The organism is Blautia sp. HCN-20427 (assembly GCF_037890365.1).
Lineage (GTDB): Bacteria > Bacillota > Clostridia > Lachnospirales > Lachnospiraceae > Blautia.
Window position 1 is genome coordinate 1 of sequence record NZ_JBBKBX010000022.1, and the last position, 24,753, is coordinate 24,753.

Annotated in this window: 18 protein-coding genes and 1 riboswitch; of the genes, 16 read left to right on the top strand and 2 right to left on the bottom strand. The window is 44.6% G+C overall.

The window, feature by feature from the left end; translation table 11 throughout:
- Positions 1–43 precede the first annotated feature (43 nt).
- Positions 44–122: riboswitch (ZMP/ZTP riboswitch) on the top strand.
- A gap of 118 nt (positions 123–240) precedes the next feature.
- The 5 genes from WKT17_RS12770 (at position 241) to purF (ending at position 5,673) form a co-directional block, all read left to right on the top strand.
- Positions 241–954: an IMP cyclohydrolase gene (locus WKT17_RS12770; RefSeq protein ID WP_173747172.1), complete on the top strand. Its 714-nt coding sequence runs from the start codon at positions 241–243 to the stop codon at positions 952–954.
- A gap of 24 nt (positions 955–978) precedes the next feature.
- Positions 979–2,163 carry a phosphoribosylaminoimidazolecarboxamide formyltransferase gene (locus tag WKT17_RS12775; RefSeq protein ID WP_173747173.1) on the top strand — a complete coding sequence of 395 codons (1,185 nt, stop codon included), beginning with the start codon at positions 979–981 and terminating at the stop codon, positions 2,161–2,163.
- Positions 2,164–2,298: 135 nt separating this feature from the next.
- Positions 2,299–3,285 carry a diaminopimelate dehydrogenase gene (locus WKT17_RS12780; protein ID WP_173747174.1) on the top strand — a complete coding sequence of 329 codons (987 nt, stop codon included), beginning with the start codon at positions 2,299–2,301 and terminating at the stop codon, positions 3,283–3,285.
- 29 nt (positions 3,286–3,314) lie between these two features.
- Complete coding sequence (locus tag WKT17_RS12785; RefSeq protein WP_173747175.1) at positions 3,315–4,181, top strand: YitT family protein; 867 nt, start codon at positions 3,315–3,317, stop codon at positions 4,179–4,181.
- A gap of 115 nt (positions 4,182–4,296) precedes the next feature.
- The gene (gene purF, locus WKT17_RS12790) at positions 4,297–5,673 is read left to right on the top strand and encodes an amidophosphoribosyltransferase (protein WP_173747176.1); all 1,377 of its coding nucleotides are present in this window, start codon (positions 4,297–4,299) and stop codon (positions 5,671–5,673) included.
- Here the strand turns inward: purF and asnB are convergent.
- Positions 5,670–7,250 carry an asparagine synthase B gene (gene asnB, locus WKT17_RS12795; RefSeq protein WP_340273124.1) on the bottom strand — a complete coding sequence of 527 codons (1,581 nt, stop codon included), beginning with the start codon at positions 7,248–7,250 and terminating at the stop codon, positions 5,670–5,672. The genes purF and asnB overlap by 4 nt on opposite strands.
- Positions 7,251–7,510: 260 nt before the next feature.
- Here asnB and WKT17_RS12800 point away from each other — a divergent pair, with 260 nt between their 5' ends.
- From WKT17_RS12800 to WKT17_RS12850, 11 genes are all read left to right on the top strand, one after another.
- Positions 7,511–8,905, top strand: a complete 1,395-nt coding sequence (locus tag WKT17_RS12800) for a glycine--tRNA ligase (protein ID WP_173747178.1) — start codon at positions 7,511–7,513, stop codon at positions 8,903–8,905.
- A gap of 249 nt (positions 8,906–9,154) precedes the next feature.
- Positions 9,155–10,402: a 6-phosphofructokinase gene (locus WKT17_RS12805; protein ID WP_294459132.1), complete on the top strand. Its 1,248-nt coding sequence runs from the start codon at positions 9,155–9,157 to the stop codon at positions 10,400–10,402.
- A gap of 295 nt (positions 10,403–10,697) precedes the next feature.
- Positions 10,698–13,328, top strand: a complete 2,631-nt coding sequence (ppdK, locus tag WKT17_RS12810) for a pyruvate, phosphate dikinase (protein ID WP_173747495.1) — start codon at positions 10,698–10,700, stop codon at positions 13,326–13,328.
- 207 nt (positions 13,329–13,535) lie between these two features.
- Positions 13,536–13,958 (top strand): hypothetical protein, encoded by a 423-nt coding sequence (locus tag WKT17_RS12815; protein WP_173747179.1) that lies wholly within the window; start codon positions 13,536–13,538, stop codon positions 13,956–13,958.
- Between the two features lie 135 nt (positions 13,959–14,093).
- Positions 14,094–16,367: a protein translocase subunit SecF gene (secF, locus tag WKT17_RS12820; protein ID WP_445291967.1), complete on the top strand. Its 2,274-nt coding sequence runs from the start codon at positions 14,094–14,096 to the stop codon at positions 16,365–16,367.
- A complete protein-coding gene (locus WKT17_RS12825; protein ID WP_445291968.1) occupies positions 16,306–17,475 on the top strand; it encodes a TrkH family potassium uptake protein in 1,170 nt (389 codons plus the stop codon). Before secF ends, WKT17_RS12825 begins: the two co-directional genes overlap by 62 nt.
- A gap of 16 nt (positions 17,476–17,491) precedes the next feature.
- Complete coding sequence (locus WKT17_RS12830; protein ID WP_291682025.1) at positions 17,492–18,154, top strand: potassium channel family protein; 663 nt, start codon at positions 17,492–17,494, stop codon at positions 18,152–18,154.
- An 18-nt stretch (positions 18,155–18,172) separates the two neighbouring features.
- Positions 18,173–19,228, top strand: a complete 1,056-nt coding sequence (locus tag WKT17_RS12835) for an inorganic phosphate transporter (RefSeq protein WP_291682027.1) — start codon at positions 18,173–18,175, stop codon at positions 19,226–19,228.
- Between the two features lie 14 nt (positions 19,229–19,242).
- Positions 19,243–19,866 (top strand): DUF47 domain-containing protein, encoded by a 624-nt coding sequence (locus tag WKT17_RS12840; protein WP_173747183.1) that lies wholly within the window; start codon positions 19,243–19,245, stop codon positions 19,864–19,866.
- A 29-nt stretch (positions 19,867–19,895) separates the two neighbouring features.
- Positions 19,896–20,750, top strand: a complete 855-nt coding sequence (locus WKT17_RS12845; protein WP_226853420.1) for a DUF368 domain-containing protein — start codon at positions 19,896–19,898, stop codon at positions 20,748–20,750.
- A gap of 170 nt (positions 20,751–20,920) precedes the next feature.
- Positions 20,921–23,284 (top strand): N-acetylglucosaminidase, encoded by a 2,364-nt coding sequence (locus WKT17_RS12850; RefSeq protein WP_291682030.1) that lies wholly within the window; start codon positions 20,921–20,923, stop codon positions 23,282–23,284.
- Positions 23,285–23,344: 60 nt separating this feature from the next.
- Here the strand turns inward: WKT17_RS12850 and WKT17_RS12855 are convergent, their stop codons facing one another.
- On the bottom strand, positions 23,345–24,667 hold the full coding sequence (locus tag WKT17_RS12855; protein ID WP_291682032.1) for a uracil-xanthine permease family protein: 1,323 nt from the start codon (positions 24,665–24,667) through the stop codon (positions 23,345–23,347).
- Between the last annotated feature and the right edge of the window lie 86 nt (positions 24,668–24,753).

Below are 24,753 nucleotides of genomic sequence, written 5' to 3' on the forward strand. Positions count from 1 at the left end.
CAGAAAAGGGGATTGACAACCCTTTTGCAAAATGGTATGTTTTAAGTGCTTATATGACTGACGGAAGTGGAAATGACCACGGGGAGTATAAGCCGCAGAAGCCGACCGTCTGGGCACATATGCTCGGAAAGTGGGCTTTTTCTTATTTCACGGGAAGGTCAGAAGACGCTGTGGAAAGGAAAAAGTCTTCCGGGCAGGATTTCATCTTATCATAGAACAGCAGGAAAAGGAGAAATGTTCATGGAAATGTTATCACTGGAAAAAGAATTGAGAGACAATGCGTATCCGGGCAGAGGAATTGTGCTGGGAAAATCAGAGGACGGAAAAAAAGCCGTTGCCGCTTACTTCATTATGGGAAGAAGTGAAAACAGCAGAAACCGCGTATTTGTAGAAGAAGGAGAAGGCATCCGCACACAGGCCTTTGACCCTTCCAAATTAGTGGATCCAAGTCTGATTATCTACGCGCCTGTGCGTGTATTGGGAAACAAAACCATTGTGACAAACGGAGACCAGACCGATACAATTTATGAAGGCATGGACAAACAGATGACTTTTGAGCAGTCCTTGAGATGTAGGGAGTTTGAGCCGGACGGACCAAACTATACCCCTCGTATTTCCGGTATTATGCATGTGGAAGGCGGGAAATACAATTATGCCATGTCCATTTTAAAGAGCAACAATGGAAATCCGGAGGCCTGCAACCGCTATACCTTCGCTTACGAAAATCCGGTGGCAGGAGAGGGCCATTTTATTCATACTTATATGCATGACGGCAATCCGCTGCCAAGTTTTGAAGGCGAACCGAAGCTGGTAAGTATTCCAAATGAAATTGACGCTTTTACAGAGCAGGTATGGAGCAGTCTCAATGAGGACAACAAAGTTTCTCTGTTTGTGCGTTTTATTGATATTGAAACAGGCAAGTATGAAACCAGAATTGTGAATAAAAATAAATAAGAAACGGGAAAGGAGAACTTTGTTATGAAAGAATTAGCTTTGAAATACGGCTGTAATCCGAATCAGAAACCTTCCAGAATTTACATGGAAGAGGGTGCAGAACTTCCTATTAAAGTATTGTCAGGAAAACCGGGATATATCAATTTCCTGGACGCGTTTAACGGCTGGCAGTTAGTCAGAGACTTAAAGAAAGCCACAGGTCTTCCGGCGGCAACTTCTTTTAAGCATGTATCCCCTGCAGGCGCAGCGGTAGGACTTCCGCTTACGGAAACTCTGGCAAAAATTTACTGGGTAGACGATATGGACTGGAAAAACTTTTCTCCCATTGCCTGTGCTTACGCAAGAGCCAGGGGCGCAGACCGTATGTCTTCCTTTGGTGACTTCATTTCCCTTTCTGATGTGTGCGATAAAGATACCGCTATGCTCATTAAGAGAGAAGTTTCCGATGGTGTCATTGCGCCGGGCTACACAGAAGAAGCCCTGGAAATTCTGGCACAGAAGAAAAAAGGCAATTACAATGTCATTGAAATTGACCCGGACTATGTACCGGCTCCTCTGGAACACAAGCAGGTCTTTGGTGTTACCTTTGAGCAGGGACGTCAGGAACTGGCTATTGACGATGCACTGATTTCCAATTTGGTGACAGAAAAAAAAGAACTTACCGAAGAAGCAAAAAGAGATATGAAGATTTCTCTGATAATTCTGAAATATACACAGTCTAATTCCGTATGCTTTGTCAAAGACGGACAGGCCATCGGTGTAGGCGCTGGACAGCAGTCCCGTGTACACTGTACCCGTCTGGCAGGACAGAAAGCAGACAACTGGTGGTTAAGACAGTGCCCGAAGGTTATGAACCTTCCGTTTAAAGACAGCATTACCCGTGCAGAGAGAGACAATGCCATTGACGTTTATATTGGCGAGGAATACATGGACGTGCTGGCTGACGGTGCGTGGGAAAAAACATTTACCGAGAAACCGGAAGTCTTTACCAGAGAGGAAAAGAGAGCATGGCTGGATACCCTTCAGGAAGTGACCCTTGGCTCTGACGCCTTCTTTCCATTCTCTGACAACATTGAGCGGGCACACAAAAGCGGTGTAGCTTATATTGCACAGCCGGGAGGCTCAGTCAGAGATGATGCGGTTATTGAGACCTGCAACAAATACAATATGGTTATGGCGTTTACCGGAATTCGCCTGTTCCATCACTAAATCAACCATGGTATAACAAAAAAGTGGCTGCGCTTCTGCGCAGCCCTTTTTTTCAATCAGGCATTGACAAAGAAAGGATATTTGATATATTCTGAAAGAGAAAATACAGGCTACAAACAGATAGGAGAGTGTGACATGAGTATTAGAATTGGTATTTTAGGATATGGAAACTTAGGCCGTGGTGTGGAGTGCGCAGTGAAACATAACCCGGATATGGAACTGGTTGCTGTCTTTACCAGACGAAATCCCGAAGAGGTAAAGATTCTTACAGAGACAGCAAAGGTATATCATGTAGACCAGGCTGTGGGTATGAAAGATGAAATCGACGTGCTGATTCTCTGCGGCGGAAGCGCTACAGACCTGCCGGTACAGACACCGGAGTTTGCACAGTATTTTAACGTTGTAGACAGTTTTGATACACACGCAAGAATTCCGGAACACTTTGCAGCTGTAGATGAAGCGGCAAAGAAAGGAAATAAGACAGCCATGATTTCTGTGGGATGGGATCCGGGTATGTTTTCTCTGAACCGCTTATACGCCAATGCGATTTTGCCGGGAGGTAAGGATTATACCTTCTGGGGAAAAGGTGTCAGTCAGGGCCATTCCGATGCAGTGAGAAGAATTGAAGGAGTCTTAGACGCAAGACAGTATACCATTCCTGTGGAAAGCGCACTGGAAGCAGTAAGAAACGGAGAAAATCCGGAACTCACCACACGCCAGAAGCACACAAGAGAAGTCTTCGTAGTAGCTGAGGACGGTGCAGACAAAGCAAGGATTGAAAACGAAATTAAAACCATGCCAAACTATTTTGACGAGTATGATACAACCGTACATTTCATTACCGCGGAAGAAATGGCAGCCAACCATGCAGGGCTTCCTCACGGCGGTTTTGTTATCCGTACAGGCAGCACAGGGTGGGAAGATGAGCATAAGCATGTAGTGGAATACAGTCTGAAGCTGGATTCCAACCCAGAATTTACTTCTTCTGTCATTGCTGCATATGCAAGAGCGGCATACCGCATGAGCCGGGAAGGACAGACAGGCTGCAAGACCGTATTTGACGTGGCACCTGCTTATTTAAGCCTTGAGACTCCGGAAGAACTCCGTGCACATATGCTGTAAAAAACGTGGAGAAGAAAGAGAGTGTAAACGTGAATACAAACATAGACCCCAAAAGAGAAGCCAAGAGAATTATCTTTGGTCTAATCGGCGCTGTGATTATGGCTGTGAACATCAAGACCTTTGTGCGGGCAGGGGGATTGTATCCGGGAGGATTTAACGGAGTGACACTGCTGTTTCAGACTATCTGTGACCGCTTTTTTGCTATTGCCGTTCCTTTTTCCCCTATCAGCCTTGCGTTGAATGCCATTCCGGCTATCATCAGCTTTAAGGCAATCGGCAAGCGTTTTACCATAACCACCAGTTTGCTGATTATAGCTACCAGTGTGCTTACGGATGCAATACCCTCCGTACCGATTACCCAGGATATTCTGCTTATCAGTGTGTTTGGTGGGTTGATTAACGGTGCGGCTATCAGTATTGCGTTAATCGGCGGCGCTTCTACAGGAGGAACGGATTTTATTGCCATTTATTTTGCGGAAAAGAAGAATAAGGACGTGTGGAATTATATTCTTCTGGGAAATGCCATGGTGCTTTTGGTTGCAGGATATTTGTTCGGCTGGGACAAAGCTCTGTATTCCATTATTTTTCAGTATGCTTCCACGCAGATGATTCACCTGCTGTATCAGACGTATAAGAAAGTCACGCTGTTTGTGATCACGGACGAACCGGAAGCTGTATACCAGGCCATTTATGAGGTTACCAACCACAGCGCTACGGAATTTACAGCAACGGGTATGTATTCCAATACCAAGCGGAAAATGATATATTCCGTGGTATCAACTATGGAGGCTAAAGTGCTTACCGAAAAGGTGATGGAGGCAGACCCTCACGCATTTGTAAATGTGGTGAAGACAGATACGCTTTTGGGAAGATTCTATCAGAAAGAAAATTATTGAGAAAACGGGATTGACAAATTCAGAATTTCGAGTATACTACTTAATCGTAAAGCAAAGGCGCTTTGGAGAAAATCCAAGGCGTCTTTTTGCGTTTCTGCGGAAAGGAGAAAAAACATTGGAAGAACGTATAAAAGAAGCCTGCGGCGTATTCGGTATTTATGCCCCGGCAGGAGAACAGGTGGCAAATTCCGTTTATTACGGACTGTCTTCCCTGCAGCACAGAGGACAGGAATCCTGCGGTATTGCCGTCTGCGATACAAAGGGGCCTGTGGGAAATATGCATGTACATCGCGGCATGGGGCTTGTAAACGAAGTTTTTAAAGAAGAAAATTTAAGAGAACTGAAAGGAAACCTGGGTGTCGGCCATGTGCGGTATTCTACCACAGGGGCGGCTGCGTTAAATAATGCCCAGCCTTTAGTGCTGCATTATATCAAGGGTACTCTGGCTCTGGCTCATAACGGAAATTTAGTGAATACAAAGGAACTGAGAGAAGAATTGGCGAAAAGCGGTGCAATTTTCCAGACCACTACGGACTCAGAAGTCATTGCCTACTACATTGCCAGAGAAAGAGTGAATACCAGAACTGTGGAAGAAGCAATTTTACGGACGGCAGAGAAAATCAAGGGCGCCTATGGCCTGGTGATAGCCAGTCCTCAGAAATTAATCGGCGTAAGAGACCCTCTGGGATTGAAGCCGCTCTGTCTGGGCAAACGGGGAGAGGCATATATATTTGCTTCGGAAAGCTGTGCACTTTCTGCCATTGGTGCAGAGTTTGTTCGTGATGTCCGTCCTGGTGAAATTGTGACAATTTCCGAGGGGCAGGTATTTTCCAACACGGAATTGTGTCAGAAGCAGCAGGCGCACTGTGTTTTTGAATACATTTATTTTGCCAGATTGGACAGCAAAATCGATGGGGTTTCGGTCTATGAATCCAGGTTAAAAGCAGGAGAAGCCCTGGCGAAAGTTTATCCCGCAGAGGCAGACATGGTGGCAGGCGTGCCGGATTCGGGCATTACTGCGGCACAGGGGTATGCCAAAGCCTCCGGTATTCCCTTTGGAATGGCTTTTTACAAAAACAGTTATGTGGGAAGAACCTTTATCAAACCTACACAGGAGGAGCGGGAATCCAGTGTGCGTCTGAAACTCAGCGTGCTGGAGCAGGCAGTCAAAGGAAAGAACCTTGTTCTGGTAGACGATTCCATTGTCCGGGGAACCACCATTGCCAATTTGATACGGCTTTTAAAACAGGCAGGTGCCGGAAAGGTGCATGTGCGCATTAGCTCTCCTCCCTTTCTCTATCCCTGCTATTATGGAACAGACGTGCCTTCCAATAAACAGCTTCTGGCAGTGTCCCACTCCACGGAGGAAATCCGCAGGATGATTGGTGCGGATTCCCTGGGATATATGAAAGTGGAGGATTTGGCTGCTATGGCAGAAGGTCTGCCTCTTTGCAAAGCTTGCTTTGACAACCGGTATCCCACAGAGATTTAGGCTCCGCTTGCACCGTAATTGGACAGGACTCTGGCGGAAGGGTCGTCTACATTACAGCCTTTCCAGGCTTTGTTGGGCATCCAGAAGTCTGCCACCATCCGGCTTTGTCCTGGATAATATTTTTCAAAAATTTCCCGGTACAAAAGGGATTCCTTGGTAAAGGGCTGTGCGTGGGCATAGCCCTTTTGCTTCTCTTCAAACTCTTTCTGGGTGTATTGAGTGTCTGCATATTCTTTCAGATAATCTACCATAGAATGCCCCACTGCGTCTGAAAATGCAGCTTTTTCTCTCCAGAGAATCTCAGGGGGCAGATACCGGCCTTTTTCAAAGGCGCGGCGCAGTAGATATTTTCCTTTTCCGTAAGTGTTCATTTTTAGTTTTGGATTTACGCTCATGACGTAGCGTACAAAGTCCAAATCCCCGAAGGGAACCCTTGCTTCCAGAGAATTTACGGAAATGCAGCGGTCCGCCCGGAGCACGTCATACATATGCAGTTCCCGAATCCGCTTCTGTGATTCCTTTTGAAATTCTTCCGGTGAAGGGGCAAAGTCGGTGTATTTGTAGCCGAATAATTCGTCAGAAATTTCTCCGGTAAGCAAAACCCGGATGTCTGTCTGTTCATGAATGGCTTTGCATACCAGGTACATACCAATGCTGGCGCGGATCGTGGTGATATCGAAAGTGCCCAGGAGCTGAATGACTTCTTCCAGGGAAGCCAGAACCTCTTTCTTGGAGATGATGACCTCCGTGTGCTGACTGCCAATATAATCGGCTGTCTGCCGGGCATATTTCAAATCAATGGCGTCTTCCTTCATGCCAATGGCAAAGGTGCGGATAGGAACCTGGCTTTTTTGTGCTGCCACGGCACAGACCAGGGAAGAATCCAGACCGCCGGACAGGAGAAAACCGACCTTGGCATCGGCGACCAGCCGCTTTTCAATTCCGGCAGTGAGCTTGTCATGAATCTTTTGGCATACGGTTTCCATATCGTCAGCACTGTAGTTTTCGGCTTTTGCAATGTCACAGTAGCACACGAATTTGCCGTCTTTGTAAAAATGTCCCGGTGGGAAGGGCATGATATGTTCACATAAACCCACCAGATTTTTAGGTTCACTGGCGAAAACCATGACCCCTTTTGAATCCCGTCCATAGTAAAGAGGGCGAATGCCTATGGGGTCTCTGGCTGCAATGTATTCCTGGGTTTTGCTGTCATAGAGGATACAGGCAAACTCTGCGTCCAGCATGGCAAACATATCGGTGCCGTATTCCTCATACAGAGGCAGCAGGATTTCGCAGTCTGAGTCGCTCTCAAAGCTGTATTTTCCCAGAAGCTGTTTTTTTATCCGCTCGAATCCATAGATTTCTCCATTGCACACCAGATGATTTCCATGCAGCGAAAAGGGCTGCATACCGGAAGGGGTAAGCCCCATAATGGCAAGTCGGTGAAAGCCCAGAAAGCCATTTCCCGTATCTGTTATGCGGCTGTCATCCGGTCCTCTGGAAACCGTTCTCTGAAAATACTTCTGAAATTCTTCCAGAAGAAGGCCGCTGTCACAATATCCCATAACTGAACACATAATCAAATACCTCCATATCCTTTATATTCCTGTTTTTATATAACAAAAAGACGCCTTTTATGCGAAAACACATAAAAGACGCCCTTGTCTGATATGGCTTGTATTTTATACTTGGGAGGGTGTTTTGTCAACTGTTAATTTCATTCTGTGAAAAAACTCCCTTTTTAGAGGTTGAAAAGATAAGATTTAACAGGTATAATAGTCCCTATCAGTAAAATGCAATAAATTTTATAAACTGTAGAAATAGAGGAGATTGTACAATGGAAAAGACAATGGAAAAGATTGTTGCACTTGCAAAATCCAGAGGATTTGTATATCCGGGTTCTGAAATTTACGGAGGTCTGGCTAATACATGGGACTACGGAAACCTGGGAGTTGAGCTGAAGAACAACGTTAAGAAAGCATGGTGGCAGAAGTTTGTAATGGAAAGCCCTTACAACGTTGGTGTGGACTGTGCGATTCTCATGAATCCTCAGACATGGGTAGCTTCCGGTCATCTGGGCGGTTTTTCTGACCCGCTGATGGATTGTAAAGAGTGCCATGAGCGTTTCCGTGCAGATAAGATTATCGAAGACTTCTGTGCTGAAAAAGGCATTGAAATCGAAGGAAGCGTAGACGCATGGAGCCAGGAAAAGATGAAAGACTTTATCGAAGAGCACCAGATTCCATGTCCGACCTGCGGCAAGCACAACTTTACCGATATCCGTCAGTTCAACCTGATGTTTAAAACTTTCCAGGGCGTTACAGAAGACGCGAAAAACACCGTATATCTGAGACCGGAAACCGCACAGGGTATCTTTGTAAACTTCAAGAATGTCCAGAGAACCTCCCGGAAAAAACTGCCGTTCGGTATTGCCCAGATTGGGAAATCCTTCCGTAACGAAATTACACCGGGTAACTTTACATTCCGTACCCGCGAATTTGAACAGATGGAGCTGGAATTCTTCTGCAAACCGGATACAGATTTGGAGTGGTTCGCATACTGGAAACAGTTCTGCTTAGACTGGCTGCACAGTCTGGGATTAAAAGACGAAGAAGTCCGTTACCGTGACCATGACCAGGAAGAATTAAGTTTCTACAGCAAGGCCACTACAGACGTAGAGTTCCTGTTCCCCTTTGGCTGGGGCGAGCTCTGGGGCATTGCCGACAGAACCGATTATGATTTGACACAGCATCAGAATGTATCCGGACAGGATTTGACCTATTTTGATGATGAAACAAATCAGAAGTACATTCCATACGTGATTGAGCCGTCTCTTGGTGCAGACCGTATGGTACTGGCATTTCTGTGCAGCGCTTATGATGAAGAGGTTCTGGACGCAGAGAAGAATGATGTACGTACCGTACTTCACTTCCATCCGGCGTTGGCACCGGTGAAAATTGGTGTACTGCCGCTGTCTAAGAAGTTAAACGAAGGCGCCTTAAAAGTATTTGAACAGCTTTCCAAGAAATACAACTGTGAATTTGATGACAGAGGAAACATTGGAAAACGCTATCGTCGTCAGGACGAAATTGGTACACCGTTCTGTGTAACTTACGATTTTGATTCTGAGACGGACGGAGCAGTAACGGTTCGTGACAGAGACAGCATGGAGCAGGAAAGAATTAAGATTGAAGACTTGAAAGATTACTTTGAAGAAAAATTCACATTTTAAGGTAGTCTGAAATTTTGGAGGCTATTGCTTAAAGCGATGGCCTCCTTTTGGTATTTTACGAAAGAGGGGCAGTGGTGATAATTTGTCAGCTGATGCCGCATAAACCGGAAAAGTTGTATGAAATACATAAAAAACTTTGAAAAAACATAAAAATAATGTGCAAAAATCCATATATCTATTGAATATATGGATTTTTTTTGTTATAATCTTCAATAGATTCCGTTTTCAAAAAAAGGAGGAGAGGGCGAAATGGCGAAAAAAAGAAATATTATTGTAGGACAATCAGGCGGACCTACAGCTGTCATTAATTCCAGTCTTGCAGGTGTGTATAAGAATGCTATTGAGCGTGGATTTGATAAGGTATACGGTATGCTTCACGGCATTCAGGGATTACTGGATGAGCAGTATGTAGATTTGTCCACACAGATTCACTCCGAACTTGACATTGAACTTTTAAAAAGGACTCCGTCCGCATTTCTGGGCTCCTGCCGTTTTAAACTGCCGGAGATTCATCAGGATAAAGAGATTTATGAAAAAATCTTTGATATTTTAAACAAACTGGAAATTGATGCCTTTATTTATATCGGAGGCAATGATTCCATGGATACCATTAAGAAACTGTCAGATTATGCGATTCTGACAGGGCAGAGCCAGAAGTTTCTGGGAGTGCCAAAGACCATTGACAACGATTTAGCGCTTACAGACCACACGCCGGGATTCGGCAGTGCGGCCAAATACATTGGCGCATCCACGAAGGAAGTCATTCGGGATGCTCAGGGACTTACCTATAAAAAGAACATGATTACCATTATGGAAATTATGGGACGAAATGCAGGCTGGCTCACCGGTGCCACGGCGCTGGCCAAGACCGAAGACTGCGATGGACCGGATTTAATCTATCTTCCGGAAGTTTCCTTTGATATAGACAAATTCCTAAAGAAGGTGAAAGAACTTCTGAAAAAGAAATCGTCTATTGTCATTGCTGTTTCTGAGGGGATTAAGCTGGAGGACGGACGTTATGTCTGCGAACTTGGCAGCGTAGGAGACTATGTAGACGCTTTCGGACACAAGCAGCTTCAGGGAACCGCTACCTATCTGGCTAACTTCCTGGCAGCAGAGTGCGGCTGCAAGACAAGAGCAGTGGAATTATCTACTCTTCAGAGAAGCGCTTCCCATATGGCGTCCAGAGTGGATATTGACGAGGCCTTTATGGTAGGCGGTGCTGCTGTGAAAGCAGCAGACGAAGGGGACACCGGAAAGATGATAGTGATTGACCGTGTTTCTGATGACCCGTATATGAGCGCTACCGGAATTTATGATGTGCATAGAATTGCCAATGAAGAGAAGCTGGTTCCGAGAGAATGGATGAACCGGGAGGCCAACTATGTGACAAAAGACTTTGTGGATTATATCAAACCACTGATTCAGGGAGATTATCAGCCGATTATGGTAAATGGTCTGCCGCGACATCTTGTTTTGAAGATGAAAAAGAAATAAGATACAGGTTTTGTGAGAAGGTTTTATATAGAAGGAAAATCAGTCCGGATGGGGGTCCGGGCTGATTTTATGTCCATTTATTTCATATTATGAAATGCAATTTTGTATTGTGGAATTTTGACGGAAATAGAAGGGAAAATCAGGAAAAATTGCAAAAAAATTAACAAATCTTGCTTGACTATATGACTTCTTATGATAAAATATATTGTGTGCGAGCGCAGTTAGCCTGCACCGGGAAAAATAAGGACTGAACAATTTATTTTTCTAGTATCTACTTTTAGGAGGAATGTTCAAAATGGCAAAATGGGTTTATATGTTCACCGAAGGTGACGCATCCATGAGAAACACTCTCGGTGGTAAAGGTGCGAACCTTGCTGAGATGACAAAATTAGGTCTTCCGGTACCACAGGGATTCACAATTACAACAGATGCTTGTACTCAGTACTATGAAGATGGAAGAAAGATTAACGATGAAATCATGGAACAGATCATGGAAGCTATCGTTAAAATGGAAGAAGTAACAGGAAAGAAATTCGGAGATAAAGAAAATCCACTTCTTGTATCTGTTCGTTCCGGAGCAAGAGCTTCTATGCCAGGTATGATGGATACTATCCTGAACCTTGGTTTAAATGAAGAAGTTGTTGAAACTCTGGCAGAAGCATCAGGAAATGCTCGTTGGGCATGGGACTGCTACAGAAGATTTATCCAGATGTACTCTGACGTAGTTATGGAAGTTGGTAAGAAATACTTTGAAGAGCTTATCGACAAAATGAAAGAAGAAAAGGGTGTTACTCTTGACGTTGAACTTACAGCAGAAGACCTGAAAACTCTGGCTGGACAGTTCAAAGCTGAATATAAAGAAAAAATCGGTGAAGACTTCCCGGCTGACGCTAAAGAGCAGTTAATGGGAGCTGTTAAAGCCGTATTCCGTTCCTGGGACAACCCACGTGCTAACGTATATCGTCGTGACAACGATATCCCATATTCCTGGGGTACAGCTGTTAACGTACAGATGATGGCATTCGGTAACATGGGCGATGACTGCGGTACAGGTGTTGCATTTACTCGTGACCCGGCTACAGGTGAAAATGGTCTGTTCGGAGAATTCCTGACAAATGCACAGGGTGAAGACGTTGTTGCCGGAGTTCGTACTCCAATGCACATTTCCGAAATGGAACAGAAATTCCCGGAAGCATTTGCTCAGTTCAAAGAAGTTTGCAAAACTCTGGAAACACACTACAGAGATATGCAGGATATGGAATTTACTGTAGAACACGGTAAACTGTATATGCTGCAGACACGTAACGGTAAGAGAACAGCTCAGGCTGCTCTGAAAATCGCTTGTGACCTTGTTGATGAAGGCATGAGAACAGAAGAAGAAGCAGTTGCAATGATCGATCCACGTAACTTAGATACACTGCTTCACCCACAGTTTGATGCTGCTGCTTTAAAAGCTGCAACACCAATGTCCAAAGCACTTGGAGCATCTCCGGGAGCTGCTTGCGGTAAAGTCGTATTCACAGCAGATGACGCTGTTGAATGGGCTGCAAGAGGAGAAAAAGTTATCCTTGTTCGTCTGGAAACATCACCGGAAGATATCACAGGTATGAAGAGCGCTCAGGGTATCCTGACAGTTCGTGGCGGTATGACATCTCACGCAGCCGTAGTTGCTCGTGGTATGGGAACATGCTGTGTATCCGGTTGTGGTGATATCACAATGGACGAAGCAAACAAGAAATTTACATTAGGCGGAAAAGAATTCCATGAAGGAGACAGCATTTCTCTGGATGGTTCTACAGGTGCTATCTATGATGGAATTATCCCAACAGTAGATGCTACAATCGCTGGTGAATTCGGAAGAATCATGGGATGGGCTGATAAATACAGAACAATGAAAGTTCGTACAAACGCTGATACTCCAGCAGATGCTGTCAAAGCTCGTGAGCTTGGTGCAGAAGGTATCGGTCTTTGCCGTACAGAGCATATGTTCTTCGAAGGTGACAGAATTGACGCATTCCGTGAAATGATTTGTTCTGAAACAGTAGAAGAAAGAGAAGCTGCTCTGGAAAAAATTCTTCCGGAACAGCAGGGAGACTTCGAAAAATTATACGAAGCTCTTGAAGGCAACCCAGTTACGATTCGTTTCCTGGATCCGCCATTACATGAGTTCGTTCCTACAACAGAAGAAGATATCAAGAAATTAGCAGATGCTCAGGGCAAAACAGTTGAACAGATTAAAGCAATCATCGATTCTCTTCATGAGTTCAACCCAATGATGGGACATCGCGGATGCCGTCTTGCAGTTACTTACCCAGAAATTGCTAAGATGCAGACAAAAGCTGTTATCCGTGCAGCAATCAACGTACAGAAAGCTCACGCTGACTGGAACGTTTGCCCGGAAATCATGATTCCACTTGTTGGAGATACAAAAGAATTAGCATACGTTAAGAAATTCGTTGTTGAAACAGCTGACGCTGAAATCGCAGCAGCTGGTATTGAATTACACTACGAAGTTGGTACAATGATTGAAATCCCAAGAGCTGCATTAACAGCTGATGAAATCGCTAAAGACGCTGACTTCTTCTGCTTCGGTACAAACGACTTAACACAGATGACATACGGATTCTCTCGTGATGATGCTGGTAAATTCTTAGATGCTTACTATGATGCAAAAATCTTCGAAAACGATCCATTCGCTAAATTAGACCAGATTGGTGTTGGTAAATTAATGGAAACAGCTATCAAATTAGGTAAACCTGTAAATCCAAACTTACACATCGGTATCTGTGGAGAACACGGCGGTGACCCAAGTTCTGTAGAATTCTGCCATAAGATTGGCTTAGACTACGTTTCCTGCTCACCATTCCGTGTACCTATCGCAAGGCTGGCAGCAGCTCAGGCAGCTATCAATGCGAAAAGGGCTTAATGCTTTGGCAGATTGTAAAAAGTAAAAATATGTAACATAAAAGGACTTTGCCTTGGTATAGGATTCTTTCGGAAACCTGAACGATACAAGGCAGAGTCCTGTTTCTTTTCAATAGAACAGAGTGGAGAGAAGAAAATCATGTATTGACATATCATGCATTTAATGTTACTCTCTATATACTTTGTGAAAAACAGGAAGGAGAGAAAAATGAAGCACAGATTAAAATCAACAGTTGCAATTGTGTTAATGATTATGTTTGGCATTTTTCTGCCTTCTTTTTTGCTGTCCGAAGGTTCGGAGGTTTTTGTGAAAGAATCCGGATCAGGTATGCAGACAGAAGCAAAGTATACGGATAATGTGGAGAAGAAAATTCTTCACGAGAACTATATGCGTCTGGAGAGTCAGAAGGAAGTTTTTTCTGCACAGAAATTTGAGCAGCGTAAGCATGTTTACAGACTTTCCATGGAACTTTTGGCATTTCTTATATTCTCTTTGGGTGTATGTCTGAAGAGGGTCTATTTGTCGTACATTCAGTTTTATTCCTTTTCTTTTGCGCGTTTTCTGCGCGAGTATTATATCCTATTAAAAAAAGACGGAAAAAAACGAAGTCTTGCTTTCGGAACTTTATAAAATAAAAGGTTATAAAGAAAGCGGGAAAAAACGAAAAATAAAAAATTACATATTTGGGTTGCTCTTGCAGTAATCGTTCTGTTTGTGTGCCTTGCAGTTTTCGGATGCGGAGAGGATATCAAAGGAATTCGTGACATGCGTTTCGGAATTGATATTCGAGGCGGTGTGGAAGCTGTTTTTGAACCGTCAGGTCTGAAGACAAAACCAACAGAGGAACAGTTGGAAATGGCCAGGGAGGTTATTGAGACACGTCTCGACGCACAGAACATTTTAGACAGGGAAGTAACGGTAGATGAAAAAGCAGGGGATGTGATTGTGAGATTTCCCTGGAAGTCGGATGAAAAAGATTTTAATCCGGAAGAAGCTATCCAGGAACTTGGAGAAATGGCAGAATTGACCTTCCGCGGTTCGGACAATACCGTGTATATAAAAGGCTCCGATATTTCCAGAAGCCAGGTAGGTTTAGATGAGCAGAAGCGATATGTGGTGGAACTGGAATTCAGCAGTGAAGGTGCAAAGAAATTTGCAGAAGCCACAGAAAAGCTTGTGGGACAGAATATGGGAATCTATATGGATGAAGAACTGATTTCCAATCCCACGGTCAATGCCAAAATCACAGGCGGCAAAGCAGAAATTACAGGTATGTCCTCGAAGGAAGAAGCACAGAGCCTTTCGGACAAGATTAATTCAGGCGCTCTTCCTTTTTCCATGGAGACGACCAATTACAGTACGATTAGTCCCACACTTGGCGGTAAGGCTTTAAATGCCATGGCGCTGGCAGCAGAAATTGCAATGATACTGATTTGTCTGTTTATGATATGCTGGTATCGTCTTCCGGGAGTGATAAGCTGCCTGACACTGGCCTTTCAGATTGCACTGCAGGTTCTGGTTATTTCTGTTCCTCAGTATACCATTACACTGCCGGGAATTGCAGGCCTGATTTTGTCGGCTGGTATGGCGGTGGATGCCAATATTATTATCAGTGAACGAATCAGCGAAGAACTGAAAAAAGGAAATTCCGTCAGAACTGCAGTGAAGAATGGATACAAAAGGGCATTTTCCTCTGTCTTGGATGGAAATATTACAACTGCGGCAGTAGCAGGAATTTTGATGATTTTTGGTTCCGGTACCATGCTTAGTTTTGGATATACACTGCTTACCGGTGTAATTATCAATCTGCTGGCAGGCGTCTGGATGTCCAGATATATGTTGAATTCTGTAATAAGATACAAGTTCTTCAATAAAGAAAAATGGTTCCGAAGAAAAAAGGAAAAAAAGATACTGAAATTTGCAGAGGCAAAGAGGTATTTCTTCCTGGCCAGTCTGGCAATGCTCATCGTGGGAACCATATGGAGTTCTGTAAACGGAATTAAGCTGGATACGCAGTTTACCGGCGGAGTTATCTTGCGGTATACATACAGCAAAGAGGCAGATACCGGAGAAATTCAGAAAAAGGTAGAGGAGATTGTGGACAGAAGTGTGAATGTACAGACCTCTGAAGATTCCGCTACAGGAGAAAAGAATCTGGTTATTACGCTGTCCGGAAAGAACGGGCTGACCCCTGACCAGCAGAAAGAAATTTTAACTGCTATTAATGAGGGAAACGACAATCAGTTTGAAACCTCAGAAACTTCAGCAGTAGAACCTTATATCGGTGCAAAGGCATTGAAAAATTCAGCCATTGCCATTGTGCTGTCTTTCCTGTTTATTGTGGTATATATTCGCCTTCGGTTTTCTGCTCTGGGAGGACTTGCATCCGGTGTTACAGCTGTAATAGCGCTGCTTCACGATATTCTGATAGTCTTGTTTGTGTTTGGAATTTTCCGGATTCCGGTAAACGATGCATTTGTGGCAGTTACCCTGACAATTATCGGATATTCTATCAATGATACCATTGTATTATATGATAGAATACGTGAACACAGAAACGGCGTGAAGCAGAAGAATACCCTGGCGGAGCTGGTGGATATCAGTACCACAGAAACCCTGCAGCGTTCCATTAATACTGCATTTACCGTAGTATTGTGTGCGGCTATTATTTTGATTGTTTCAGTTGTTTACGGAATGGAATCTATTACGAATTTCTCACTGCCTCTTTTGGCCGGACTTGTTTCAGGATGTTATTCTTCTATTTGTATTGCCGGACCTTTATGGGTATGGTGGGAAGAACACAAAGAAAGGATTCAGAAAAAAAGACAGGACGAAAAGAAAAATGAAAAAGATGAATATGTTTTTAAGAAGTCAGCCGCCCGGCAGAATGATTGTGGGAGGATTTGCGGCCGTCATTCTCCTCGGAATGATTTTGCTGCTCCTTCCTATATCTGTAAAGGACGGCGCAGAGGTATCCGTGATAGACGCGCTGTTTACCTCTACCAGTGCGGTCTGTGTAACGGGTCTGATTGCCATTGATACAGCGGACCACTTTACCGCCTTTAGACAGGGAGTTGTTGCAGCTCTGATACAAATCGGCGGCCTGGGTGTCACGTCCCTTGGAGTAGGTCTCATGCTGGTGGCAAGAAAAAAGGTTGGTCTTAAAAGCCGGATGATGGTAAAGGAAGCCTTAAACATTGACACCTATAAGGGAATTGTAAAACTGGTAAAGGCCGTATTATTAATGACTTTATGCTTTGAAGCGGGAGGAGCAGTGTTAAGTTTTCTGGTTTTCAGCAGGGATTACGATACACTGCATGCCATAGGAATCAGCATTTTCCATTCCATTGCGGCCTTTAACAACTCGGGCTTTGATATTCTGGGAGGACTTAGAAATCTGACGCCTTATCAGAATGATGTTTTACTGAATCTGACCACCAGTATTCTGATTATTTTTGGCGGATTGGGTTTTCTGGTCATTTTGGATTTGCTGAAACAGAGATGCTTCCGGGAATTGACGCTTCATTCCAAAGTGGTCATTGTTACCAGTGTGGTATTGCTTGCAGTGGGAACGGTTCTGCTGAAAATAACAGAAAATATTACATGGCTGGGAGCCTTCTTTCAGAGTGTTTCTGCAAGAACGGCTGGTTTTTCCACCTATCCCATTGGCGAATTTACCAATGCAGGGTTGTTTGTACTGTGTATTCTGATGTTTATCGGTGCATCTCCGGGTTCTACAGGCGGCGGTATCAAGACAAGTACCTTTTTTATCATGTTTCAGAAGATAAGAGGAACCTGTACCAAAGGAACTGTGCATGCATTCCGGCGGAATATATCTGAGCAGAATATTTCAAAGGCTTTCATGATTACCATTCTTTCAGGAACTGTAGTATGCATTGCAGTATTTTTTATGTGTATTCTGGAACCGGACCTGAGTTTTATGCAGCTCTTATTTGAGGTGGTTTCTGCATTTGGAACTGTGGGACTTTCCACGGGAATTACGCCGGGGCTTAGTGTGGCAGGAAAAGCAGTCATCATCCTTGTGATGTTTACCGGAAGAGTGGGAGTCATCACCTTGATTACTATATGGGTCAACCGTTCAGAGCCAAGAGCAAGATATTCAGAAGAAGAAGTTGCAATAGGATAAAAAGGAGAAAATAAAAATGAAAAAGAAGCTAGACGCAGCATACGGAGTGATTGGGCTGGGACGCTTTGGAGAAGCGCTGGCCACTATGCTGGCACAATCAGGAAATGAAGTCATTGCAGTAGACAAAGATGAAAGGAAGATAAGAGAAATACGGCAGTATACGGACTGTGCTTTTGTGGCAGACAACCTGAGTGCAGATACTTTAAAGGAAATCGGAATACAAAATTGCGATGTTGTTATTATTTGCATTGGCGAACAGGTGGATGTCAGCGTATTGACAACCATGAGCGTCATAGAGATGGGAGTGCCCAGGGTCATTGCAAAAGCATTAAGCCCTGAACAGGGAGCCGTGCTTGAAAAACTTGGTGCGGAAGTGGTATATCCGGAGCGGGATATGGCGCTGCGGCTTGGGAAGAAGCTGTTGTCCAATAACTTTTTTGAATATGTTTCTCTGTGCAACCAGGTGGAAATTCGCCAGATACCTATTTCGGAGCGTTTGATTGGAAAAAGCATAGAAGAGACAGAAATTCGTCAGAGATACCGGCTGAACATCATTGCCATTGAGAACGGAGATGAGACGAATATCGAAGTAATTCCGGATTATCGTCTGCGCCGGGATGATATTATTGTGGTAATCGGAAAAACAGACAACATTACTGCATTTGCAAATGAAATTTAAAGACCGGAGGAAGAGAGCATGGAATTGACATTTATAAATTTCTGGCAGGAGGTTGTAAGAAATCCGGTGCTGTTTATTACAGTGGTTCTTACATTGGGGGTTATTTTCGTAAATGGCTGGACGGACGCGCCCAATGCCATTGCTACCTGTGTAGCAACCAGATGTATGCCGGTGAGGGCCGCAATCCTGATGAGTGCAGGGTTTAATTTCCTTGGTGTTTTTGTTATGACACAGATTAACAGTTCGGTGGCGTCCACTATTAGTAACATGGTAGACTTCGGAGAACATACAGATGAGGCTTTGATTGCCTTGTGCGCGGCCTTGTTGTCTATTGTTATTTACAGTACAGCGGCCTCCTTTTTCGGAATTCCAACCAGTGAAAGCCACAGCCTCATTGCCGGCCTGTCCGGAGCGGCCATTGCCATTCAGCAAGGTGTGGGCGGAATCAATTTCGACGAATGGGTAAAGGTTTTGTACGGTCTTGTTCTGAGTCTGATTCTGGGATTTGCAACCGGATGGGTTGTGTGCAAGATAATTACAGTTGTGTGCCAGAGTATGGACAGACGGAAGACAAACCGCTTTTTTGGAGGCGCCCAGATTGCCGGAGCAGCGGCTATGAGCTTTATGCATGGAGCCCAGGACGGACAGAAGTTTATCGGTGTTTTGTTTTTGGGAATTGCCTTTTCGGGAGGACATACATCCGTAAGCGGTATGGAAATTCCGGTATGGCTGATGCTTGTATGCAGTGTTGTTATGGCTGTGGGAACCAGTGTAGGCGGTGAAAAGATTATTAAATCCGTGGGCATGAACATGGTAAAGCTGGAGCGTTATCAGGGCTTTTCCGCAGATATTGCAGGAGCTGTCTGCCTGCTGTATTCCAGTCTGATGGGAGTTCCGGTTTCTACGACACACACAAAGACCAGTGCCATTATGGGAGTAGGAGCAGTAAAAAGGCTTTCTGCCATTAATTTCGGAGTTGTAAAGGATATGATGCTGACCTGGATTTTTACTTTCCCGGGCTGCGGACTGATTAGTTTTTGTATGGCAAAAATATTTATGTATATATTTGGATAAGAGGAGGACTACAAATGTCAAAAAAACAGGATGATTACTATTTTGATAATTTTATCAAATGTGCAGAATACAGCTGCAAAGAGGCGTATTTATTAAAAGAGATACTGACTAAGTTTCAGCCGGAAGAAATTTCTAAGAGAATGGAAGAAGTCCATGAGATAGAGCGTCAGGCCGATTCCCAGAGACACGAGATTACAGATAAGCTGGCAAAGGCGTTTATCACACCGATTGAGAGAGAGGATATTATTGCGCTCAGCCACCATATTGATGATGTTACAGATAAGATAGAGGAAGTACTGATACGTGTTTACATCAATCATGTACAGGAAATGCGGCCGGAAGTGTTTGCTATGCTGGATGTAGTGATTGAATGCTGTGAGGAGCTTCAGAATCTTTTGAAAGAATTTAAGAATTTCAAACATTCTAAAGAATTAAAGAAGAGCATTATCCGCCTGAATACCTTAGAGGAAAAAGAAGATGAATTATTTATGTCCAGTATGAGAAAACTTCATGTAGAAGAGCAGGATGTAAGAAATATCATTGCGTGGAGAGAGATTTATACGTATCTTGAGAAATGCGCGGATGCCTGCGAGCATGTAGCTGATATTGTGGGCAGTGTTGCAATGAAGAACACCTAAACATTGAAAAGAGAGTGATGAGAAAAAATATGATGAAAGAGCAGAAAACAGGAAACAGAAAAACGCGCATGTTTTTGATTCAAATGCTTCAGGGAATGCTGATTGGTCTGGGTTCCGTCCTTCCGGGGATTTCAGGAGGTGTTTTGTGTGTTATTTTTGGGATCTATAAGCCGGTGATGGAATTGCTGTCTAATCCCAGAAAATACTTTCTGGTGCATATCCGGAAATTGTTTCCGGTGATTCTGGGCATTGGAGTCGGCTTTCTCGGTGTTGCCAATATATTGGCATTTTTCCTGGAGAAATATCCGAATCCATCGGTGTGCCTTTTTGTAGGACTGATTGCAGGTATGCTGCCATCTCTCATGCAGGAGGCAGGAAAAGAAGGCAGAACAAAAGGCTCCTGGATAGCCCTGATGATTTCTGCAGTGGTAATTTTTGCAGTATTGGCGGCCTTGGAGATTTTGTCCGTGAAACTTGTGCCCAATGTGGGCTGGTATGGTTTCTGCGGTGTATGCCTGGCCTTAAGCGTGATTGTTCCGGGAATGAGCTTTTCTACGCTGCTGATGCCTTTGGGGCTGTATACACCATTTATTGAAGGCTTGGGACATCTGGATATGAGTGTCATCCTTCCCGGAGGGATTGGAGCCCTTGTAACGGTTGTGTGTTTTGCGAAACTGATGGACGCCCTTTTGAAAAAATACTATTCTTATGTATTTCATGCCATTGTAGGTGTTGTAATCGCGGCAACCATTATGATTATACCGTTTGGAAGTTTTGCCTCGTCCCTGGGCAGTATGATAACAAATGTTCTTTGTCTGGGAATTGGAGCAGCCTGCTCGCTTTTATTAAATCGAGGAGAAAAAGAAGAGGAAGCGCTGCAATAAAATGTCCGGATTGTGAAAGGGAATATGATAGGAAAAAGCCAGCTTTGAATTTTAAATATTCAAAGCTGGCTTTTTTAAAGCAGAGCAGCGATAATTTCTTGCGAAAGTATTAAGAATATGTTACATTTAATGAGGCAAAAAAATCGTTCAGACAGAGAAAGGAGAAACGAATGAGAAAGCGAAAACTGCTGGCTTTCGGGCTGGCGTTTTGCCTCGGACTTTCAGGTGTATGGAATTTTTCCAAGCCGGTTTTTGCGGCGGAAGCACAGTCTGAGAGTCAGGTACAAAGTGAAAATACTTCCGGAGAAGACCATATCACTTCCATGGATGAAGAAGGAAATATAAAAGACGCAGACAGTTCGGCAAAGCTCATTGAAAATCCGGCAGGACCCAACAAATCCAGAAGCGGAGAGCCCCAGGTGGTGAATTTCCGCACGAAAAACAATGCGATTACAGAGTTTATCGAGCAGGAGACTGCAAAGCAGGGCTATACCAATGGGGCATATGGTGCAGATGCAGTGTATCTTGGCTCTGCCAATGGAAAATACAAATTTATGCTTTCCGGTGTGGTTGGCTGGGTAAAGGCGGAAGAGGTGCAGGTGGTCAATCTGTCCCAGGCCAAAGCGGTCAGCTGCTATGAGGTAAAAGATGGGAAACTGATGCATCATATTGTACAGGACATGACAACTCCCGGTTATGCTACAAGCCTGAATAACGGTCCTGCGCCTTCTTACCTTACACCCGGAACCATATATTACAGTTATGACGGACATTATTTTTATACAGATTACGGAGTCATGGCTGCAGATTACAGGCAAAATCAGCGCACACAGTCGGTGAATCCTCAGGAGCCTTATTATAATTATTTTCAATATCTGCCCATGCGCAGCCAGTCAGGCTATACCGGGGAAGAAATCAACGGAGTACTGGACAAGCTTGTAAACGCAAACTCAAAAATGAAAAATACAGGGGAAACTTTTGTAAAAAACCAGAATACATATGGTGTCCATGCGCTTCTGATGGCGGGAATTGCCGCCAATGAGAGTAATTGGGGAAAGAGCAGTATCAGCCAGAAAAAGAATAACCTGTTTGGGCTCAATGCCACAGATGCGGCCCCCGGCGCCAATGCAAATCAGTACAGCAGTGTGGAGGCCTGTATTGAAGACTTTGCCAATGGCTGGATGTCCAGAGGATATCTTTATCCGGGAGATTACCGGTATCAGGGTGGTTTTCTGGGAAATAAGGCCAGTGGTCTGAATGTGAAATATGCATCAGACCCCTATTGGGGAGAAAAAGCCGCCAACATTGCATGGCGTTTGGACAGCACACTGGGCAGTAAGGACGCAGGAGCCTACACCCTTGCAGCTAAGGAAATCATTCCGGATACACATATCTCGGTCAATGTGCGGAAAGAGCAGAATGTGTCGTCCACGCTGCTGTATAAAACCGGAAAAGCGGCAAACTATGTGGTGTTGGTGAGGAATGAGGAACCTTCGGAAGGCTTTTATGAGATTCAGAGTGACGCAGTGCTGGACAGCAGCCGAAGCACGGTGGTAAAAGACAGCGGAAAATACGACTTTGAGGGAATGTACGGCTATATGTCAAGCGATTATCTCACGGTGGTAAGCCGGGGGAAGAACACACAGGAGCAGGCACCGGATACAGATGAAACAATACCCCCAGAAAAACAGTTGGAATCCATTGCAATCGCAAATGCGCCGTCTAAAGTTTCCTATATAGAAGGCGAGAGTTTTGATGGAGCAGGAATGCAGGTCCTGGCGAAGTGGAGCGATGGGACAGAAAGTGATGTGACAGGAGAAGTTACCTGGATGCAAGAGGCTCTGAACAGTTCTTATACGGAAATGACAGTGCAATATACCTGGCAGGGCGTAACAAAGGAGGCAGTACAGCCCATAACAGTTGCAGCAAAGGCTGTGGAAGAGGAAAGCCTGTCGTTGGCTGTGACACCGGGAACGGCAGAGCTAAAACCGGGAGAGAGTCAGCAGTTTGGCGTGGAAATGAAAAAAACGGCGGATACCGTGCCGGAACTGAAATGGGAAGTGCTGGGCAGTAAAAGCCAGCAGACGGTGATTGACAGCAGCGGTCTGCTGACCTTAGGACAGGATGAAACTGCCGAGAAAATGATTGTGAGACTTTCCTGGGGAGAAGGCAGCGACAAAGTGTCGGATGCCATGGTTACTCTTGTAAAAGAGCCGGAACAGGAGAATCAACAGCAGGAGAGCACAGGTCAGGAAACAACGAGTCAGAGTGAGAGCAATCCCTCTGCCACAGACCAGACCCCAGAGGCTGCAGAAACAGATACCAAAGAAGAAGAGTATATTGCAGGTCAGCAGGTAAACGGACAGAAAGCGGCAGGCACAAAATCCGGGGAGACTTCGGATAAGCAAAAAAATACCAGTGTTAAGACCGGAGATGCTTCTAAGGGACCGCTTTGGATAACGATTCTTAGCATATCGGGATTCCTGGCCGCAGGTATGGGCTATAGAAAAGGACACATAAAAGACAGAAAATAGGATACAGATATACAAAAGGGGCATGCGCAGAAATTGCGGTGCCCCTTTTCAGAAAAGTTTTTAAGATGCAGGTTCTTCTTTGGGAAGAATGATGTTTAAAAGTATGGCTGCCAGAGTGGCTACAACTACCGGAGATTTTCCGAAAATAGTGGTTACCCATGCAGGAAAGGAAGCCAGAGAATCCGATACCTGTGTGATACCCATACCCAGAGCTACGGAAAGACCTACAATAGAAGAATTTCGGAAATTCATTTCCTGACGCATAATCAGCTTGATTCCGGTCATGGCAATGGAAGCAAAGACAGAAATCGTTGCACCGCCCAGAACACACTGGGGAATGGTAGTCAGAAGGGCTGAAAACTTGGGCACAAATCCTGCAACCATAAGGATAACAGCGGCCAGACCAAGCACACAGCGGTTGATGACCTTTGTCGTTGTGACAATGCCCACATTCTGACTGAAGGTGGCTGTTGGAAGTCCGTCAAAGAGCGCGCCGGCAATGTTGCTGATACCGTACATTAAAATACCGCCCTGGAGTTCCTTTGTCTTTGGTTCCCGGTTCATACTGCCTACCGTGGTGGCAGAAAAATCACCGATGGCCTGTATGGAATTAATACCAAACAGAATGCCGATAGCCACGCAGGCAGAAGGCTCAAAGTGAAGACCAAAGTGCAGAGGCTTCGGAAGCTGGAAAAAACCAGCGGAAGAAACATCGGAAAAATCCACCAGTCCGAAACAGGCAGCCGCCGCATAACCGGCGATGATACCGATGAGAATGGAAGCCAGTTTCAGAGTGCCTTTTGCAAAATGGTTCAATCCTACCACAACAGCCAGAGTAAAGAAAGCCACCAGCCAGTTTTTCCAGGAACCGTATTCCGGACTGGAGGCGCCGCCGGCCATGTATTTTACAGCGGTAGGATACAGGGACAAGCCAATCGTAAAAACTACGGTTCCTGTAACAATAGGCGGAAACAGCACACGGATTTTGCGGATAGTAAAGCCTACAAGAATGGCAACAATACCGCCGATAACCTGAGCGCCCAAAATCGTTCCCACATCATAAGATTCGGCGATCGCCTGCATACTGGGCACATAGGCAAAGCTGATACCCATAATAACGGGAAGTCTGGAACCCAGCTGAAACTTCTTTCCATTAAAAACAGGAAAAAGCTGCAGCAGGGTACTGATAGCAGATACAAATAAAGCGGCCTGTACGAGAATGACTCTGTCCCGTTCATTTAATCCGGCAACGTCAGAAATCAGAATAGCCGGAGTGACACAGCCCACAATCATTGCCACCACATGCTGTAAGGCCAGCGGCAGGGCTTTGGAAAATGCGGGGATGCCGTCAGATTCAAAAATAGATGCTCTTGTCTGTGACATGAAAAATCCTCCTGATGGTATAAAACATTGTTTTTCCCCTTTACTTTACACAATTTTTATCCCATCGTAAAGAAAAAAATGCGGAT